Origin of the sequence: Okeania sp. SIO2C2 (genome assembly GCF_010692625.1) — a bacterium.
Taxonomy (GTDB): domain Bacteria; phylum Cyanobacteriota; class Cyanobacteriia; order Cyanobacteriales; family Microcoleaceae; genus Okeania; species Okeania hirsuta.
In genome coordinates, this window is sequence record NZ_JAAHGM010000003.1 from 89,844 (window position 1) to 108,666 (window position 18,823).

General features: G+C 36.2%; 15 protein-coding genes and 1 pseudogene. 10 read left to right on the plus strand and 6 right to left on the minus strand.

Annotated features, from left to right (window positions below; genetic code table 11):
- Nucleotides 1–395: 395 nt before the first annotated feature.
- Together F6K18_RS02625 and F6K18_RS02630 are read right to left on the minus strand one after the other, a co-directional pair.
- On the minus strand, nucleotides 396–1,508 hold the full coding sequence (locus tag F6K18_RS02625) for a geranylgeranyl reductase family protein (protein ID WP_287518388.1): 1,113 nt from the start codon (nucleotides 1,506–1,508) through the stop codon (nucleotides 396–398).
- A gap of 559 nt (nucleotides 1,509–2,067) precedes the next feature.
- Nucleotides 2,068–2,313, minus strand: coding sequence for a DUF4278 domain-containing protein (locus F6K18_RS02630; protein ID WP_287518389.1), 246 nt, complete (start codon nucleotides 2,311–2,313; stop codon nucleotides 2,068–2,070).
- Between the two features lie 464 nt (nucleotides 2,314–2,777).
- On the opposite strand from F6K18_RS02630, the gene F6K18_RS02635 reads away from it, so the two are divergent.
- Entirely contained in the window at nucleotides 2,778–2,957 is a 180-nt protein-coding gene (locus F6K18_RS02635) for a hypothetical protein (RefSeq protein WP_287518390.1), read from the plus strand.
- Between the two features lie 99 nt (nucleotides 2,958–3,056).
- Here the strand turns inward: F6K18_RS02635 and F6K18_RS02640 are convergent, their stop codons facing one another.
- Together F6K18_RS02640 and F6K18_RS02645 are read right to left on the minus strand one after the other, a co-directional pair.
- Nucleotides 3,057–4,928: a PBP1A family penicillin-binding protein gene (locus F6K18_RS02640; protein ID WP_287518745.1), complete on the minus strand. Its 1,872-nt coding sequence runs from the start codon at nucleotides 4,926–4,928 to the stop codon at nucleotides 3,057–3,059.
- Between the two features lie 895 nt (nucleotides 4,929–5,823).
- Nucleotides 5,824–6,073 (minus strand): annotated as a pseudogene (locus tag F6K18_RS02645) (ATP-binding cassette domain-containing protein); the annotation flags it as partial.
- A 629-nt stretch (nucleotides 6,074–6,702) separates the two neighbouring features.
- Between F6K18_RS02645 and F6K18_RS02650 the strand changes: the two are divergent.
- The 9 genes from F6K18_RS02650 to F6K18_RS02690 all read left to right on the plus strand — a co-directional run bounded on the left by F6K18_RS02650 (nucleotide 6,703) and on the right by F6K18_RS02690 (nucleotide 13,969).
- On the plus strand, nucleotides 6,703–8,013 hold the full coding sequence (locus F6K18_RS02650; RefSeq protein ID WP_287518392.1) for a DUF3326 domain-containing protein: 1,311 nt from the start codon (nucleotides 6,703–6,705) through the stop codon (nucleotides 8,011–8,013).
- Between the two features lie 4 nt (nucleotides 8,014–8,017).
- Nucleotides 8,018–9,340, plus strand: coding sequence for a DegT/DnrJ/EryC1/StrS family aminotransferase (locus F6K18_RS02655; RefSeq protein WP_287518394.1), 1,323 nt, complete (start codon nucleotides 8,018–8,020; stop codon nucleotides 9,338–9,340).
- Between the two features lie 6 nt (nucleotides 9,341–9,346).
- The gene (locus F6K18_RS02660) at nucleotides 9,347–9,973 is read left to right on the plus strand and encodes a class I SAM-dependent methyltransferase (protein WP_287518396.1); all 627 of its coding nucleotides are present in this window, start codon (nucleotides 9,347–9,349) and stop codon (nucleotides 9,971–9,973) included.
- Nucleotides 9,974–10,129: 156 nt separating this feature from the next.
- Nucleotides 10,130–10,477 carry a cupin domain-containing protein gene (locus F6K18_RS02665; protein ID WP_287518398.1) on the plus strand — a complete coding sequence of 116 codons (348 nt, stop codon included), beginning with the start codon at nucleotides 10,130–10,132 and terminating at the stop codon, nucleotides 10,475–10,477.
- Nucleotides 10,478–10,499: 22 nt separating this feature from the next.
- Entirely contained in the window at nucleotides 10,500–11,243 is a 744-nt protein-coding gene (locus F6K18_RS02670) for a CmcI family methyltransferase (protein ID WP_287518400.1), read from the plus strand.
- A gap of 5 nt (nucleotides 11,244–11,248) precedes the next feature.
- On the plus strand, nucleotides 11,249–11,539 hold the full coding sequence (locus F6K18_RS02675; RefSeq protein ID WP_287518401.1) for a cupin domain-containing protein: 291 nt from the start codon (nucleotides 11,249–11,251) through the stop codon (nucleotides 11,537–11,539).
- A 156-nt stretch (nucleotides 11,540–11,695) separates the two neighbouring features.
- Nucleotides 11,696–12,424 (plus strand): CmcI family methyltransferase, encoded by a 729-nt coding sequence (locus tag F6K18_RS02680; protein ID WP_287518404.1) that lies wholly within the window; start codon nucleotides 11,696–11,698, stop codon nucleotides 12,422–12,424.
- A gap of 14 nt (nucleotides 12,425–12,438) precedes the next feature.
- The gene (locus F6K18_RS02685; RefSeq protein ID WP_287518406.1) at nucleotides 12,439–13,584 is read left to right on the plus strand and encodes a TauD/TfdA family dioxygenase; all 1,146 of its coding nucleotides are present in this window, start codon (nucleotides 12,439–12,441) and stop codon (nucleotides 13,582–13,584) included.
- Nucleotides 13,550–13,969 carry a cupin domain-containing protein gene (locus tag F6K18_RS02690; RefSeq protein ID WP_287518408.1) on the plus strand — a complete coding sequence of 140 codons (420 nt, stop codon included), beginning with the start codon at nucleotides 13,550–13,552 and terminating at the stop codon, nucleotides 13,967–13,969. The genes F6K18_RS02685 and F6K18_RS02690 overlap by 35 nt, the downstream gene beginning before the upstream one ends.
- A gap of 201 nt (nucleotides 13,970–14,170) precedes the next feature.
- On the opposite strand, the gene F6K18_RS02695 is transcribed toward F6K18_RS02690, so the two are convergent.
- Together F6K18_RS02695 and F6K18_RS02700 are read right to left on the minus strand one after the other, a co-directional pair.
- Nucleotides 14,171–15,697, minus strand: a complete 1,527-nt coding sequence (locus F6K18_RS02695; protein ID WP_287518410.1) for an NAD(P)/FAD-dependent oxidoreductase — start codon at nucleotides 15,695–15,697, stop codon at nucleotides 14,171–14,173.
- Between the two features lie 484 nt (nucleotides 15,698–16,181).
- A complete protein-coding gene (locus tag F6K18_RS02700; protein ID WP_287518412.1) occupies nucleotides 16,182–17,984 on the minus strand; it encodes an ABC transporter ATP-binding protein in 1,803 nt (600 codons plus the stop codon).
- Nucleotides 17,985–18,823 lie beyond the last annotated feature (839 nt).

An 18,823-nucleotide genomic window follows, 5' to 3' on the forward strand; every position in this document is an offset into this window, starting at 1 on the left:
ATATAGCAATCCTAAATAAGTTGTGACAAATCAAAAAGTAGATAAAAAAACTGAAACTTCTACCTGTTCCCTGTTCCCTGTTCCCTGTTCCCTAAAAGCGGTAAGATTTTTATACACAAATAAAATAGGACTGCTATAGATATTTCCTACAAATTATTTTAATACTGCTTATTATTTGTAACATTCTTTTTTCACCCTTGGTATAATACTAAATCTCCAAAGTTTTACGACATCTTAATATCATGTTCCCCCTCCGGGGGAGCTACGCTAACGGACGGGTCATTTATAAATAAAATTTAAGAACTGACAGTACCGAAGAAATGCTAAAATTATCTTGAGTTTTCTCCTTTTTTTCCTTCTGCCCTCTGCCTTCTGCCTTCATTTAGAATAAATTTTTATCTTTGCCAAAGTCGTCGCAAAGCAGAACCGACTACATCAGAATAACGCAATTCTCCAGACAAAATTTTCGTCATAATAGTAGTAGCACGAGGTCGCTTTACCCCTACTTGATAACCAATATGTGAAAAACGAGAAAATCCTTGAGCTAAACGTTGTGCCCAAACCATATCTTTACCCCATTCTTCATTAATTATTTGAGTGTATTTTTCTAAAGCAAATAAATCCCCATTTAGAGAATTATGAATTGCTGTTGCTGCTTTAATACCTGTAAACATAGAAGGACGAATTCCTTCAGCAGTAAAAGGGTCAACAATACAAGCTGCTTCTCCTGCTAAAACAGCATTTTGTGTATGTAATTTTTGATTCCCATTCCATAAACATAAAGGATGACCAAACTTCTGAATATTTTGAATATCTACCTCAAACATTGTGGCATATTCTGTTAGTAAAGCTGCAAAATTTTGACCGTGTTTTCGCCAAAATGTACCGACTCCTATTGAATATCCATCAGCTTTAGGAAAGTTCCAAACATAGCCATTATTTAACATTCCAAACTCAAAATAAGCACTATCAATTTGCTGATTTTCAACTGGTACTTCTATTTCCATCGCCCCACCTGAAAAGCGTTTACGATTGTTAAAACCAAACCATTTTGCCATGGAACCTTTAGCTCCATCAGCAGCAATTAAATAACGACCAATAAATGATTGATTATTGGTGTTAACTTGCCAATTATTGTGCTTAAATTCTATACCTATAACTTTAGTTTTATCTCTAATTTCTGCTCCCTGTTTTTGTGCTTGCTGAACGATAAAATAATCAAAAACTTCTCGGCGTACCATCCAAATTGGTTCTTGATTTTTTAGGTTAACTTCTACTAAATCGCCTTTTTTCCAAGTATAACGAATGGAATTTATTTTCAGAGAAATAGCTGGTGTAAAATCAAAATCAAACCATTCTTGAACAATAGGAGAAACTCCACCTCCACAGGGTTTATATCGAGGTAAAGTTTCTTTTTCTAAGACTAATACAGAACGTCCTTTTTTTGCTAGATGATATGCCGCACTTGCTCCTGCTGGTCCGGAGCCTACTATTATACAATCAAACATTATAATTAAGGAAGAAAGTAAACATTCAGCCGTCAGCTATCAGCTTATCATCCATTGCTTTTAGTGCGCGATCAAAGCTTGACTTAAACCCCGCCTTAAGAGCTATCCCTTACCCATAAGTCTTGAAACCTTTGTGGGGAGCAGGGGAGTAGGGAGCAGGGGAGAAAGGAGAAAAAATCATAGTAGTTAAGTAAAACTACTGAAGTTGTCAAAAAAAAGTATCTTTCCATACATTTTTTCTCCCGAAAAAGCAGAACCAAGACTTACACATAACTCCTCTATTTTGTCAAGCTTTATGTTAAGAAAGATGTGGGTAAAGCATAGCCTTAAGAGGCGGGGTCTTATTGCTGAGAGTAACAGCTAATAGCTGAATGCTTACGGAAGAAGAAAAAAGAAATATTATCTTTAGTTAGAGTAACATGGAGCAGTATAGTTTAGGAATGAGCTGGGAAATTGAAAAATTCTAAGTTTTAGAGAAAATTTTGCCCCCATGATACTTTTTGGAGTCTGTTTTATTTAAGTCCTATTATTTGTCCCTTAATGATGCAACGGCTGTAAGTTAGGCTTCCATTCTTTTTAAAGTACCAGCTTTCTCAGAAACAGGGGAAATAGAATCAGTATTAGGTTTAACATTGTATTTCACCCCACGATAGGTCAAATTATAGTGGGGTTGCATAGTGGGTGCGTTCTTGACCTTACTGAACCGAAATTCTACACCGCGATACTTGCCTGTTGCTACACTAGGAACTACTTCAACAGTAGTAGGATTATATTCATAACTAATGCCACGATAAATAAGTTTCATCAAATTTGCCTCTTAAAGTTTCCCTTGTGAATAATTAATACTAAATTCAGTTTAGCTAGACTACAAATAAGTAAACTAAAATCTATATACATATATCAAGCTTTTGTCAACTCAGATGTATGGTATATAAAATTATATTTACTATGACTCTAATGATAATCTCAGAAAAAAACAGAAGCAATAGGAAATTAAAATCTTCATCAGACCTTCATAAAACTAGGCTATTACTCTGAGAATTTACTGATATCCATGCTAGGAATAGGGATGAAATTTTAGTATTGTCAGGAAGTTTTATGCAATGTCCCTAATGCTTCAACTGATACCGTCAACGGTTACTCATCCATAGGTATTTACAGTTGAATCAACCCCACTTCTCAAATTAATTGAAGCTTTTCCATCTTGGTCTATTTGGGAGAAGGCTAGGTAAAATCAAGGATTTTCGCCTAATCTATGTTTAGTATTCTATGTCATCAAACCACCAAACTCACCACCCATCGAGTAATCCATCTGGAGGACGCTACAAACCAGGAAATCAGTATCTTCATCAAATTTTCATAAAACTCGTCCACTATTCTCACAAAACAAGCAAAGTCGGCATTGCTGAATTAAGGTATGAAAGTAAGTTTATCGGTAATAGGGAATAGGGAACAGGGAACAGGGAACAGGGAACAGTTAATATTAACAAGTAGTTCAAACAATCCCAAATTATCAAATCATACCTAGAATCAGCAACGCCGCAAAGTCTAATAATTGCTATCATCATAATCTCTATGATTCACATCCCTACCATCAGGCCCAATCTTCCCGTACCTCATCCATTTTGGCTCCACAGGTCTAGCTTCAATAGTAGGTTCGCGGTCGTAAAAACTGGGTCTGTCAGGAAAATCTTTAACAGGTATATCCTCAACTACCTGTTTCATAAACTGTCGCCAATTAAAAGCTGCCGTACTACTCACACCCCAGGTTGGTTTATTATCATCATTCCCTAACCATATTCCAGTTGCCACTTGGGGAATATAACCAATAAACCATAAGTCTCGTGCATCCTCAGTTGTACCCGTTTTGCCTGCTACAGGTCGGTCGTACAAATAAGCATTCGTACCACTACCATATTTAACTACATTTTCTAACATCCAGGTAACTATTGCAGCACTGCCACGGTCTAAAACCTGCTTTGGTTGAGCATAAGCTTCATAAACAACTTGACCATTTTGATTAATTACTCTTTTAATTCCGTGAGCACCAATAAACTTACCCTCTGCTGCCAAAGTAGCATAGGCATTTGTTAACTCTAATAAATTAACCTCCCAAGTACCCAACGCCATAGAATATGTAGCCTTAATCTCAGATTTAATTCCCATATCCTCAGCTAACTTCATCACAGGTTCAAATCCCACATCCATCAATACCTGTACCGCTACCACATTCACAGAATAAGCCAAAGAATCAATCATCGATCGCCATCCAGCATACCTTTTACCGTAATTTTTTGGTTTATAACCATCCACTGTAAAGGGTACATCTCGATAACCATCAGTGGGAGGAAAACCAGCAGCAACCGCAGCAGCATAAACAAAACTTTTAAAAGTCGAACCTGGTTGACGTTGTGCTTGAATAGCGCGGTTAAATTCACTCTCGGCAAAATCTCTACCTCCTACCAACGCCTTAACTTCCCCGGTGGTAGCATCAATAGCAACTAATGCTGCTTGATCGAATCTTTGGCGAGCACCATCAATATCAACAGCATCTTGAATTACCTGTTCCCCTATTTCTTGCCAATTGCGATCCAATGTAGTTTCTATTGTCAAACCACCTGCTTCTATGACTTCTTGAGAAACATATTTCGGTAACTCCTTCTGAATATAGTTAGCAAAATAGGGAGCTTCAACTATCAAACGTTTTGGCGCACTGGGTTGTACTTCTATTGGTTTAGCGATCGCTATCTCAGCTCTCTGTTGAGAAATCAAACCTGCTTCTTGCATTACCCCCAACACGATATTTCGACGATTTTTAGCTGCTTCTGGACTTACTAAGGGTGAATATTCACTGGGTGCTGGTGGCAAACCTGCTAAAGTTGCCATTTCTGCTAAACTTAGTCCCGAAACTGGTTTACTAAAGTAGACCCAGGCAGCATCAGTCACTCCATAAGCACCAGAACCGAGATAGACTATATTCAGATATAATTCTAGAATTTCTTCTTTGGATAACTCCCGCTCCATTTTCCAAGCTAGCATTGCTTCTCGGAGTTTACGCCAGATAGTTTGTTCCATATCTAGGAAAACCATCCGTGCTAACTGTTGTGTGATACTACTACCTCCCTGCACAACATCTCTGGCAATTAAGTTGGAAACAAGTGCTCGAATAACTCCCTGATAATCAACTCCTGTATGTTGATAAAAGCGTCTATCTTCAATAGCAATAAAAGCTTGAACTAAGGGAGCAGGAATATCTTCTAATTTAATTTTTTCTCTGGTAGCAGGTCCTGTTTGTTGGATAATTTTACCATCGGCGGCTTTTATTGTTAAAGTGCCGTCTCTACTATAGGAAGAAATATCGGCAATATCTGGTAAACTTTGCTTTAATTTCAGCCAAGTTATTCCACCATAAATGATCATACTACCTATTCCGACACCACCTAATCCTAACCAAAATTTACGACGACCTAAAATTTCTTTTATATTTTTTATATTAACTGTTCTGGCAATTTTTTCTACAACCAACTTTGTTCTTTTGATGCTGTTTTTTCCACTACTTCCTTGAGAGATATTATCTATTCTTTCCTGTTTTTTTTGGTCATCAACTTTTGGTGCTTGTAAGGGAGATTGAAATTTTTTACTCAACATTTTTGATACAGAGTAGAAATTATTATTTTTCCTAACTTTAGGCTTTATATATTGAGATTTTTTAATAAAATCTTGCTCTGTTTCTGATAATATTTCTCTTGTATTTTCAATTTTTTTATCTTTCACTTTATCCTCTTATACCAATTTGATAAATGTTTGCTACAAATACGCACGGTTGTTTCTAGTAGTCAGGGCGAATGGCCATTTGCTGACGCAGAGCTGCCGCTAACCCCCCTACAGTAGCCAGATGGCCATTTACCCGAATAGTAGCCAGTAGGAATAGCTTCAATATCATTTTTTAGGGTCAAACAATATTCTTTTTCTCAAAGATCAATCTGACTTCCAGTATTTTAGTTGACCCAATTATTGATAACATTCTTTTTTTAAATTGGTATTATATCAAGTTTCATTACTATTACAGGACTTACCCAGAGACTCTACATATAGAGAGAGCGTTAGCGGAGCTTTGCGTTAGCAAATACCATTTGCCCCTACATACGGTAGTTTAAAAGTAAGTTTGCCAATTAAGAGCTGATTTATAAAGTAAATATTAAGAGGCTGAATTCCTTGCAATACAAAGGTTTTTGGAGTTATAGTCCAATAATACCTAAATCCCTGAGAGTTAGATGACATAAGGGTTTTAGCTAAGTTTACAAATCAGCTCTAAATCTACATGACAAATAGTTGAAAGTCGATGAGCAATAACCAAGCTAGTACGTCCTTGAAAAAGATTCTTTACAGACTCTTGAATTAATTTTTCTGACTCAGAATCTAAAGCTGAAGTTGCTTCATCTAAAATGACAATTTGGATTTTTTAGCAAAACTCGGGCGGTCGCTATTCTCTGTCTCTGTCCTCCTGATAGTTTCACTCCTTGCTTGCCAATAATAGAGTTATAACCATCAGGAAAATTCATAATGTCGAAGCAGGTTCTTGTCCTACAAATAAGACTCATTTACCTTGGCTAGCGTATCGTTTAGCAATGGCAAATGCGATAGTAGTTCGACCCGTACCACCTTTTCCCAAAAATGTATAAGTAATGGTCATTTCAGTTATCAGTTATCAGTACTTCCGGCTGAAGTCAGAACCTTGAAATACTGAAGTTTATTTTTTTATCCTCTTAAAAGGGAAGTCTTGAGACCTTATTTGTAAGCATTCAGCTATTAGCTGTCAGCTCTCAGCAAAAGTAGAGGGTTTTAATGAATATAGACTGTTTCAGCCAGCTTTTATAGTAAGTATAAATTCTGACTCAATCAGCTATTGCTTTTATCTAAAACTAAAAGCAATAGCTGATGGCTGATAGCTTACCCTTATTTTTGGGTCATTATTTATTTATCAAAAGTTTAGAATCAAGGAACATTTACATTTTGTAACTATTTAGTTTATTTGAAAAAATAAATGATACTCTATCTAGTAGTCCACCATAGAAAGAAATTATGATAGGTAATTATATTCTAATATCTAAGTATTTCCAGAAAGGCAACTTCTCGAAATAATTTTGGTGGACTACTAGAACTAATTATCTAATTTAATTTATAGATTCAACTCATGTCCCAAGTCTATACCAAAGATTTTGAAATTCAATGTCCTCCACAACAGCGGACCTGGAGAAAAATTTCCCAAGAAATTGCCAACTTTCCCTTACCAGGTGTTCCTATTCGCTTGATTTTAACGAAAGTTGAAGGTGATACTCTCACTTTTGAATCAAGCTTTATCAAAACTGAGAAAAAACCTGTTTGGTCATCATTACTAGACATTAATATTCGTCAACGGGTTTCTAATAAACCGTTTGTAGCAGTTAGTATCATTCCCACAGGAGTAAGAGCAGAAATTGGTGGTTTTGCGGGAGATGCTACTCCCAGTACCAATCTGTTAGCAACCGCTTGTGACTATCTGGTAACAAATCCCAATGCAGTAACTGCGTCGGATATCTATTTCGCTCAGGATAATGTTCTCTATCTGGAAGGAAATCTGATTTGTCAATTACTACTAGGCAATATTGGAGTCATTCCAGAGAAGCGCAAAAACATTGCTGCAATTATAGAAAAGCCTAAAGATGAACGATTTTTAAACAATGTTATTAATGCTCTCAATGGCTTGCGAGCGGTGGGAGGAATTAATATCGACCCTGTAGTTGTAACTGGTGGTCCTGTGGAAACCACCTGTACCTATTCCCAGTATGGTAATGCTTCCGGGGAATTTCAAGGTATGGACGAGTTGATGAAAGCTCTAGATGTGGTAGAAAATTCTTCAGTTGGAGCAGTGGCTTTAATGACCACTTTGCAAGTAGATGACAAAGTGCGTCAAGCTTACTACCGAGGAGAATCTATTGCCAATCCCTGGGGTGGTGCCGAAGCCATTCTAACCCACATGACCACTAATTTTTATCCCTTTACTGCTGCCCATGCTCCCTTATTACTGGAGTGGGAACATACAGGATTTGGTAAATTAGTAGATCCCAGAGATGGTGCAGAATTAATTTCTAGTGCCTATCTATGTTCCCCTCTCAATGGTTTAATCAATTCTCCTCGCCCCGTAAGATTTGATACTCCTGTAGCAGCAGGTGAAACTAGGATATCCGTAGAGAATATTTCCGCAGTGGTAATGCCAGAAACAACCGTAGGAAATATACCTTTCTTAGCGTCTTTAGACCAAGGGGTTCCCATAATCTTAGTTAAAGATAATACTACGAATTACGATATTACTCCTGAAAAACTACAAATTGAAACTCAGGGACACAAGATATATCGTGTCAATAGCTACATGGAAGCGACAGGATTACTGTTAGCTTTACGGAATGGGATTGCGGTAGAAAGTACAATTCGCCCGATCCCACAACTTCAGCCGATTTTTCTGTAAATTGATGAATCAAATATCTTCTACCTATAAGTTGATTGCATCCCACAATCAGGATATTCAGATTAGCCTCTATACTCCTGCTCATCAAGGTATTAAAAGTAATGGTCATCATCTAAGTGCAGAAATTTACCAATATGATGCCCCATTTCTGACTCGTCCTCGTACTGAAAATATAGAGAAGCATTTCTCTAAGTTGTATGGCACAAAACATACTTTCTGGCTCACAGCAGGAGGTAGTCAAGGAGTTTTAACCACTTGTGCTTTACTAGGTACTCAGTATAAAAAAGTGGCGATCGCCCTCAATAGTCATATTTCCACTATAAACGGCATCATCTTAGCAGGATTAGAGCCTTATTTTATTGATTCTGAGTCGCTGATGCCTACTACTGATGAGGTAATTACGGCTTTAGAAACGAGTGGCGTATCAGCACTGTTACTAACTCATCCAAGTTATGAAGGGGTAACTATCGATCTTGCCACCATCGCTAATTATTGTCAGAAGCATGGGATAGCTCTAGCAGTAGATGAAGCTCACGGTAGTCATTTTCCCTTTCTTGACGAACAATGGCAATCGGCAATTAGTGTTGGTGCAGATATAGTTTCCCATAGTATGCACAAATATGCCGGAAGTTTAGTACAAACTGGTTTGTTACATTTACCTAAATCTTCCCAGTTTAGCACCGAACAAGTGATGGGGGTTTTACCTTTGTTTGAAACTACTACCCGCAGTAATTTGTTGATGCTGAGTCTTGAAGATGCTATTAATAGGGGATATTCTGAATCAGGCAAGGCTTTATTTAACCAAGCGATTCAAGAGTGCGATCGCTTGCGTAGTCAGTTAGATAGTTATGGTACAGTTTTAAGTTACGATCCTCAAGTGCAAGATCCTTTGAAAATCTATTTAAAAAGCGATCGCACTACAGGAGAAGAATTAGCAGATTTGTTGTACGAATATGGCATAGATGGGGAGTTTGCTGGTGAGGAGGGATTATTATTAATATTCTCTTTTCATCACAATCAACGGGATTTTCAATTTATGCGGGAAACTTTAGCGAAAGTTGTGACAATTTTGAGGGAAAAACCAGTAAAAGAGGTTTTACCTGATAGCTATTATTGTCGGATTCCTATGATGAAAATGTTACCCAAGGATGCTTTTTTTAGCCGTAAACAAAAGTTACCTATTAGGGAAGCATTGGGGAAAATTAGTAGTTGTTGGATTAAGAAAGTTCCCCCAGGAAGTCCTCTTTTAGTACCAGGGGAAGAAGTTAGTAATTGGCATCTGCAACGTTTATCCTCTGACACTTTTGTGGAAGTAGTGAAGGAATAATTAACTATGGTGGAAGAACAAGGGAAGGATTTTTTAGAAGCAAGACCTTGGTTATCGGGAATTTGTGATACCAAAAGTACCGAAGAACTGGAAAAAAAATACGATAGTTGGGCGAATAATTACGATGCAGATGTGAAAGATGATTGGTCTTTTATGCCTGTAAAAATAGCCCTAACCTTAAGCAAATTACGACCTAAGAAAGATGCAGAAATTCTAGATGCAGGTGCTGGTACAGGATTAGTAGGTGAAGAGTTAGCAAAACAGGGATTTACTAATTTAACTGCTGTGGATTTATCTGAAAAGATGTTGGAGATAGCTAGAGAAAAGCAAGTGTATAAAAACCTATATCAGGGTAATTTAGAATCTGCTTTTTTGAGTAATTCAGTAAGCTTTGATGTGATTATCACAGCAGGAGTTTTTGCTTATGCCCATGCCGGAGTTGAGGTATTAAACAATCTATTCGGTCTTTTAAAGGAGGAAGGAATTTTATTGTTGACTATACGGGAAGACTATCGCCGTGAAATGCAGACAGCCTTAGATAAATTACCCTGGACATTAGTCAGTGAAGAAAATTTTACGATCTATGACGAAGCCAAGTTGATGTATCTTCTGGCTTTTAAAAAGAAGGAGTGATCGCTAAGTTATTTGAAGTTAATTTACTTATTTCAGACTTTCCTTATACACACTCCTACCTACAAGCTCCATCTGTGAAGTACAATTTATACAAATTTAGATAAGCTTACCCTGTAACTTATAGTTGTTGATTTCAATTAAAATCCCATGAATAATATGAATCAATCAGAATTAAAACTTGGCTTAGAAAAACTAAAGCAAGATTGGGAACCAAAAGGTTTTAAATGCGAAATTTATCAAACAAATTCTGTGGAATCTTGGTCAAATCCAGGTCATAAAACTGACGAATTTATTATCCTTATAGAAGGAGAAATGGATATTTATTTTCAAGGTCAAACTTACTATCCTGCTATTGGTGAAATATTCAAAATACCTGCTAAAGTACCTCACGAAACTAGATATGGAAATTCCACCTGTCTGTATTGGATCTATGCTTTTAATTGGCAGTGGCATGAAGATGGGGTTGGTATTGAAGAGGGGAAAATTAAGATCAGCAGAAGTTAAATCTGTTTGAGGAGTGATCGAAATGAAGAATCAAAGTGCTGATCAATCCATTAGATCTGATCAAGAAATTTCACAGAATAAAAGACTTGTCAAAATTTCTGAGCGAGAAGATATCTGCTCCCTTCCCAAGGGGATTTGGAAACCTCTGACTGAAAACTATCATTTACAAACCTGGAAAGGGATACCAATGGACAAAAGTCCTATAGAAATTGCCCTTTATCCAATGCTGATTTACGAACTCCAAGCAAAGACAATTATTGAACTTGGTGCAGATACTGGAGGAAGTGCAGTATGGTTAGCAGATCAGTTGAAGTTATTTGAGATTGAAGGTCTTGTCTACTCCGTTGATATCGATTTATCCTTACTTGATGAAAAAGCAAAAGCCCAACCCAAGATAAAATTTTTGGAAGGTGATTGTAACCAGATCGATAAGGTTTTATCGACCACACTGCTTTCTACACTTCCTCATCCTTGGTTGATCATAGAAGATGCTCATGTTAATTTAGTCGGTATCCTGGATCATTTTCATAAAAATGGTTTACAAAATGGAGATTATTTAATTATTGAAGACACAAATAAAGCTTTATGGGAGGCTTGGTCAGATTGGGAAGATCAAGAATTTATTGAACGGATGAAGAGCAAAATGGGCTTACTGAGAAGCTGGCTAATGGAGCATCAAAATGAGTACCTAATTGATACTTACTACCAAGATATGTTCGGTTATAACGGCTCAAAAAATTGGAATTCGATGTTAAAAGGGATTTGAATAAAATGATAAATGAATCGAGAATAAATGAGATTAAAAACACTTGGGTAAAAAAGGGTTTCAAGTGTGAAGTTTCTATCACTCCACCTGGAGAATATTGGTCAAGTGATGGTCATGAGACAGACGAAGTAATTATCCCGTTGGAAGGAGAATTAGAATTGTCTTTACGAGGTAAAACTTTTCGCTCCACCATTGGAGAAGAAATAGTTATTCCTGCTGGTGAACCTCACACATTTAAGAGTGTTGGTAAAGTAGCTAGTCGTGTCTATTGGCTCTATGGCTACGAGCATGAATAAGGTTTTACTGGGACTCGTGTGAGTAATTAAAAAATTTAAACCAATCAAAATGAACCATGACTTAGTATGTATGTGTGCTGAATATACCCCCATTTCCCATTCCTCACTCACTTACATCACCAGAATGCATTCAACTCAACTGGGAACCGCCATATCATGATGAAATTAAGTGTATCTGAGCAAAAGACTGTTGAGAATAAGCGGTTTGTGAAAATTTCCGAACGCGAAGATCGATGTGATATTCCTAAATCCACTTGGCGTCCTTTAACCGAAAATGCCTATTTACAAACTTGGAAAGGGGTACTTCTGGAAAAAGATCCTATGCAAATTTCTTCTTACCCCATGCTAATTGATGAGTTAAAACCTAAGACAATTATTGAATTAGGTGCATTAAAAGGAGGGAGTGCAATTTGGTTCGCTGATAATTTAGAATTATTGGGGATTGAAGGTGAGGTTTACTGTGTAGATAACGATCTTTCTCAGCTTGATGAAAAAGCCAAAACAGACTCTCGAATTAAATTTTTAGAAGGTGATTGTCGAGAAATTAGTGCAGTTTTACCTACAGAATTGCTTGATAATTTGCCTCATCCTTGGTTAGTCATAGAGGATGTTAATGATAATCTAATTGGCATTCTGGAGCATTTTCATCACAATGGGTTGCAAACTGGAGATTACTTAATTATTGAAGATACTAACAAATTTATGTGGGAGGTTTGGTGGGATTGGGATGACAAAGAATATATTGAACGAGGAGTGCGGAAACTGGATGACTTTAGAAATTGGTTAATGAAACATGAAGAAGATTATGATATCGATACCTTTTATCAAGATATGTATGGATACAACGCCTCTAAAAATTGGAATTCTTTTTTAAAAAAAATCTAAAAACGAAAAAGTCAATGACCATCAATCACAGCCATCTCAAACCAGATCGAGATATTGAATTGAGTGCAAACCAATCATTTGTTAATGTTGCGGGTAAACGGTTCTACTACATTTGGTTGCGTGATAATTGCTTAGATTCTCAATCTCGCCATGGCGGTTCTTGGGAAAAACTGAATGACATTAGCAAGCACAAGACACCGCCTCAACCTTTATCAATTCAAATACAAGATAATAATCTAATTATTGACTGGGATGAAAATCCTGCGCATCGCAGTATTTTTCCAATTTCTTGGTTGCTCAATAATACCTATGATGTTCACAATACAGAAGAGATTGAAAAACAGGTTATTCTTTGGAATAAAGCATGGCTGGAAACCAACTCGATACAGAAGTACGATCTCCAATCCTGTAGTCGGGAATCTTGGATGAATCAGTTGTTGCAATTAGGATTTGTTGTTATTCGTAACATACCCTTGGAAGAGTTAGAAAGTTTTTTGGTATCCTTGGGACCAATTCGCAACACAGAGTATGGAACGATTATTACTCAAAATACCAGTTTAGCAGAGAGAGATATTGCGGCGACAAGTAATACTTTAACACCTCACACCGATTTAAGTTTCTGGTGTAATCACAAAGTAACAGAGTTTTTGTATTCCGTTACTAATGATACTATTGGTGGGGAATCTTTAGTGGTTGATGGTTTTTCTGTTGCGAGGGACTTTCGCAAAGATTGTCCTAATTACTTCCGGATTTTGGCAGAAACTCCAGTTCCTTTTTGCCGAGTAGAACCTGAATATCAATATTCTTTTCGTCCCAAACATTCTATAATTGAACTGGATCGCGAAGACGAAATTGTTGCCGTGCGTTTTAGTCACAAGAACTGTACTCCCATTCTTCCTGCCGAGCAAATAGAGGCGTTTTATCAAGCCTACATCACCTTTTCTCACTACCTGAAAAATCCGGATTACCAATACCGTTTCCGACTCGAACCAGGAGATTGTTTGCTCATGCAAAACTTTAGGATTCTGCACGGAAGGACTGCTTTTGAAGCAACTTCAGGAAGTCGAGAGTTTAGGGTTGGATATATTGAATGGGATTATGTTCTCGGGCGGTACTTTTATCAACGTGAGTTTAATCAAAAATTCAGCCATAACAATTGAATATAACCAACAAGCTTTAAACCAACTTAGCACTAAAGGAAGAAAAGAATTAAAAATTATGAAACACCTCAATATTGATTTTGAAAAACTAAAAAATGAGTGGGAAAATAAAGGTTTTAAGTGTGAAACCTATGAAACACCTCCTGGAGACGATTGGTCCAGTGACGGTCATGAGAGTGATGAAATCTTTATCCTTTTAGAAGGAGAATTAGAAGTATCGTTTCAAGGAAAAACTTACTACCCTACTATTGGTCAAGAATTTCGAGTTCCTGCAAATGTTCCTCATACGTTTAAAAATCCTGGAAAAACAGCTAATCACTTGATTTGGCTTTATGCTTACCAATGGAAAGATAATGTTAGCGGTGCTAAAATATCGGCTAATTAGGGCTTGCAGAATCACCATATCCATTCTGAAAGTAGATCGTCCTTTGGGCTATTGATACATGACAATAATTCATTCGGAAAATCCTCTGGAATTATTGTCATGTATGGGTTAAATTATAGCGGTTTTCAAATGGGTAGCTCAAATCTTTGTAGGTTATATTCCTATCCGACTGGATAATTGTTTCCATCCAAATGAAAAGCACTATAAGCTAGTTTCGAGAACATCAATAGTTGCAGCAAGCGCCGTATGAATTGCCCCTTGAATTGAAGCATGATTAATACCTAGATGTTCCCCGGCAAAGAATACACGGGGATTACTTATAGGATAAGGTTGACCAAGAAAAGGTTGATATCTCTCTCGTTCTCCTGGAGCAAAATAAGCATAAGAACCAGAACCAGGATTATTATCTTCATCCCAAATACTATGAACAATATCATCAGTATATTGTTTAATCTCAGGATGAAGTTGGGAAACTTCTTCTAAAGTTAAATCTGTTTTAGCTGACTCATCTAAAGTAACAAACTTTCTAGAATTATCTTCCCAACGATAAGCAGCAGTTAATACAGATGGCTGATAGGAAATATCTTTATTCTTAGCCACAAAATGAGGTTGAGAAAAGTTATTTGCATCTAATTGAGCATTATCGCAAGGATACCGACACTTTTCAATATTTAAGTCTGTAAAACTGCCCCCACCATAAATATTTTCTGTAAATTCCCAAGGACGAGCAGTGCAGTGTAATAGACTTTTACTAGAACTACAATAACCTAAATTGTTAAGAGCTTCCTGTTGTTTGCTAGGTAAAATAGGGTCAAAATTAATCTGAGCTAAAGCAGTAGTTGGAACAGTACAAATAATATAGTCAAATTCTGCATTCTGTTGCTGATTAAATTTATTCCAGTCAACTCGAACCCCTTTATCTGTCATTGCTATATTTGTTACTTTGGCTTCAGTCTCGATTTTTCCTGATATTCTTTTAACCAAAGCTTTAATTAAAATATCCATCCCTCCAATTAATTCATATTGTTCAACTTGATGCCAAGCAAAGAAATCAATTAAACCATTTAATAGAGAAACTTTTTCATAATGGATTGCTCCAGTAGCATGACCTAGTAATTGAAAAGCATCAGGAGAAAGATGACTACGAAAAAAGTCTGTAACCGTTAAATTATCCCATTTTCTAACTCGATCGCTGGTAAAAGTTGGCGCAAATAATTCCCATTTCTCCTGTTCAGAGAAAGAATCAATTAATTCTGACAATAAGCGATCGTAAATTACCCCAGGGTCTTCTTTTTCATCAGGGGTTAAATTATAAACAGAAAAAAGTTCTTGGTAACTATCTAAACGAGTTTTCTTTCCTCTCAGATAATAAAAAGTTGCGGGATTGTAATTAATAAAAGGTCTTTTTGGTAACTTAAACTTATCTATATAATGTAAAGTGCAACCATGACTTGTAGGAATCCGCATCGCACCTAACTCTCCATAAGTTCCATCACTAAAATAATGAGTCTTAATCCTTCCCCCTAGACGAGAATCAGACTCTAATAAAGTAACTTTATGGTTTAGTTGACTTAGTTCATAAGCACTAACAAGTCCCGCAATTCCTCCGCCAATAATTGCAACTTGTTTGCGAGTACCACCCTGGTCATAGGGAATAAGAGAGCCAGGATGACTATACAAGCGCTCAAAAGAAAATGGACAATCTAAGTCTAAAATTTGGTCGTACATTATATATTCGACTTGAATTAATTTTAATAAATCATTAAAAGCAGCATCGGTTTATCCCTCCTGAGTTAGTGCTAAAAGCAACATTAAGCTCTTCATCAATACTCTCATCCACGTTTAGAAGTCCAACAAGGGGGCAAGTTATTTGGTTTTACCTGGAATATATTGACTAACTACAGTAGCCAGATGGACATTCGCCCGTACAGTGGCCAGTAGGAATAGCTTCAATATCATTTTTTAGGGTCAAACAATATTCTTTTTCTCAAAGATCAATCTGACTTCCAGCATTTTAGCTGACCCAATTATTGATAACATTCTTTTTTTAAATTGGTATTATATCAAGTTTCATTATTATTAATATAATTGCGCTCCTTCTAAACCTTAACTCTGATTATTTTAGTAAGCATTCAGCTATTGCTTTTTTCTCCTTTAAAGATAATAAAGCTGATAGCTGACCGCTGTTTGCGCAGCATTCGGGAGGAAATACTTATTTATTTTCAGATAATTGTAGTCCGTAGAGATAAGCATATCTCCCCTCTTGAGCAATTAATTCTGCATGATTTCCCATTTCCACAATCTTACCTTTTTCAAGAACTACAATTAAATCTACATCACAAATAGTTGAGAGTCGATGAGCAATAACTAAGCTAGTACGTCCTTGAAAAAGATTATTTACAGATTCTTGAATTAATTTTTCTGACTCAGAATCTAAAGCTGAAGTTGCTTCATCTAAAATGACAATTTGGGGATTTTTTAACAAAACTCGGGCGATCGCTATTCTTTGTCTCTGTCCTCCTGATAATTTCACTCCTTGCTCGCCAATAATAGAGTTATAACCATCAGGAAAACTCATAATAAAGTTATGAGCATTGGCCGCTTTTGCTGCTGCTTCAATTTCTTCATCTGTCGCATCTAGCTTACCGTAAACAATATTATCTCTTACCGTACCGTAGAGCAGTAATGTTTCTTGAGGAACAATGCCAATATGCGATCGCAATGAATTTAAACTTACATCTCTTAGGTCGTGTTCATCAATTAAAATCCGCCCCTTTTTCGGGTCATAAAAACGTGCTGCTATTTTAGCAATTGTGCTTTTTCCAGCACCGGAAGAACCTACTAAAGCTACTGAAGTTCCTGGTTTAATATCTAAGTTGAAATCCTCAATAACTAACTCTCTATCTTGATAACCAAACCCCACTTCTTCAAATTTGATATTACCCTGAATAGAGGTTAAATTAATAGCATTTTCCTTATCAATAACTTCCAGTTTAGTATCTAGAACTGAAAAAATATTTTGAGCTGATACTGTTGCTTTTTGAATCATACTTATTAACCCATTAAACCGACTAATTGGTTTATTTAGGAGGGTGACATAACTCAAAATAGCTGTTAATTCTCCAATAGTCAAACTACCAACCATTACTCCCCAAGAAGCAAAAACTAATGCAATGACATTACCTAGTTTATTCAGGGTATTAATTACTGGTGTAGATATAGCTAAAAATCGAGTTGCCTGGAGATTTTTCTCCATATAATTATGACTATATTCACTAAATCGGTCAATTTCATACTGTTCGTTACCAAAAGATTTAATGATTGTAATATTCGATATAGTGTCTTGTAAATGATTGCTAATTATCTCTCTTGCTCGATTCGTATCTTGGAATATTTTTTTGAGTCTTTTCTGAGTAAATTGTAAAAGATAAATTATCAAAGGCCAAGTCAGGGCGATCGCTATTGCTAGAAGCCAATTACTGATTAATAAATAAATAAAAACGACAATAAAAGCAAAGCTATCAATTAGAATTGCGATTAAATTAGAATTCAGTAATTGCCCGACTATTTCTACATCTCTTCCCAATCGTAATATTAATTCACCAGTACGTTGATTTTCAAAATAACTAATGGATAAGAATTGAAGATGTTGATATAGCTTTATGCGAATACTTTTAATTGTGTTTTCTCCAAAGATTTTTATCGCATACAATTGCAAAAAAGATAATATACCTCCTACTAAACTCATCAATAGGATAAGTGCTGCTACCCAAGGCAGCATATTGAATTCTTTTGCGGGAATTATTACATCAATAACATAGCGATTAATTTGGGGAATAAAGAAAGTAACAAATGAGCCAAAAATTGTTAAGACTATGCCTAATAAAAATGGTGTTTTATGTGGCAAACCATAGGTAAATAGGCGCAGATATAAATTCTGGGTTTCTACCTTTTCTTCTGATTTTTCTGGTTCAACCTGAGTAGTAATTTTGTCTATTGTATTAGCTTTTATCATCACATCAGTTAAAAGTTAAAAGTAATTTATGATAACTGATAACTAAAATGACTGAGTAGATTATTGTCGTAGACCGACATATCTAAAATCAAGTCAAAAGTTAAAAGTTAAAAGTCAAAAGTTAAAAGTTAAAAGTAATCTCTGATAACTGATAACTAAAATGACTGAGTAGATTATTGTCGTAGACCGACATATCTAAAATCAAGTCAAAAGTCAAAAGTTAAAAGTTAAAAGTAATCTCTGATAGTTGTAATGGTAGGAACGGGTTCAGGGTTTAAATTAATGAAGCTCAACATTTGACAACATTTGATGAGATGAACCCCACTCCCCACCCCTCACCGAAGCAGAAAAATTAAGCAATTTTTACTTCTACCTCCTTTATAATTCCCCTGACTCCTAACTACTCCCTACTCCCTAGGAATCTGACTGATAAATTTGCCGTAATTGCTCGATAGTTTCCATAGTTTTGAGAGAGGCGAGAATTGTTTATAAAACCTGAATATTTTCAATAGCATTAATCTCTGAAAATATCTCCTTTCCTGATTCACCAAATTTCAATTCTAATCCTAGTTATATTCCAGAAAGTATTCCTCTTTGTTCGCCTCGTTGTTCACCAATTTCAATTCCTCGTTGTTCACCTCTTTTGACTATTTCTGTGGTTGTCCTTAGTTGGAGAATATTTATTAATACCGGATAAATAGGTTTTTTGTATTTTTATTCTGCTAATGTGGCATAAGCATGCATCCGAAGTGGCATTTCTGTGTTGTACCTTACAGCAGTTTTCTAGTTGATGAGGTACAAAGTTTTATTGCTCTAGGCAACAGCTCCGGAAGGTAACA

Bases quoted from the DNA above. Each gene is read 5' to 3' on its own strand.
- F6K18_RS02675 (WP_287518401.1), top strand. From the start codon at position 11,249: ATGATAAATGAATCGAGAATAAATGAGATTAAAAACACTTGGGTAAAA.
- F6K18_RS02685 (WP_287518406.1), top strand. From the start codon at position 12,439: ATGACCATCAATCACAGCCATCTCAAACCAGATCGAGATATTGAATTG.
- F6K18_RS02650 (WP_287518392.1), top strand. From the start codon at position 6,703: ATGTCCCAAGTCTATACCAAAGATTTTGAAATTCAATGTCCTCCACAA.
- F6K18_RS02630 (WP_287518389.1), bottom strand. From the start codon at position 2,313: ATGAAACTTATTTATCGTGGCATTAGTTATGAATATAATCCTACTACT.
- F6K18_RS02665 (WP_287518398.1), top strand. From the start codon at position 10,130: ATGAATCAATCAGAATTAAAACTTGGCTTAGAAAAACTAAAGCAAGAT.
- F6K18_RS02680 (WP_287518404.1), top strand. From the start codon at position 11,696: ATGATGAAATTAAGTGTATCTGAGCAAAAGACTGTTGAGAATAAGCGG.
- F6K18_RS02700 (WP_287518412.1), bottom strand. From the start codon at position 17,984: ATGATAAAAGCTAATACAATAGACAAAATTACTACTCAGGTTGAACCA.
- F6K18_RS02625 (WP_287518388.1), bottom strand. From the start codon at position 1,508: ATGTTTGATTGTATAATAGTAGGCTCCGGACCAGCAGGAGCAAGTGCG.
- F6K18_RS02655 (WP_287518394.1), top strand. From the start codon at position 8,018: ATGAATCAAATATCTTCTACCTATAAGTTGATTGCATCCCACAATCAG.
- F6K18_RS02660 (WP_287518396.1), top strand. From the start codon at position 9,347: ATGGTGGAAGAACAAGGGAAGGATTTTTTAGAAGCAAGACCTTGGTTA.
- F6K18_RS02635 (WP_287518390.1), top strand. From the start codon at position 2,778: ATGTCATCAAACCACCAAACTCACCACCCATCGAGTAATCCATCTGGA.
- F6K18_RS02640 (WP_287518745.1), bottom strand. From the start codon at position 4,928: ATGATCATTTATGGTGGAATAACTTGGCTGAAATTAAAGCAAAGTTTA.
- F6K18_RS02695 (WP_287518410.1), bottom strand. From the start codon at position 15,697: ATGTACGACCAAATTTTAGACTTAGATTGTCCATTTTCTTTTGAGCGC.
- F6K18_RS02670 (WP_287518400.1), top strand. From the start codon at position 10,500: ATGAAGAATCAAAGTGCTGATCAATCCATTAGATCTGATCAAGAAATT.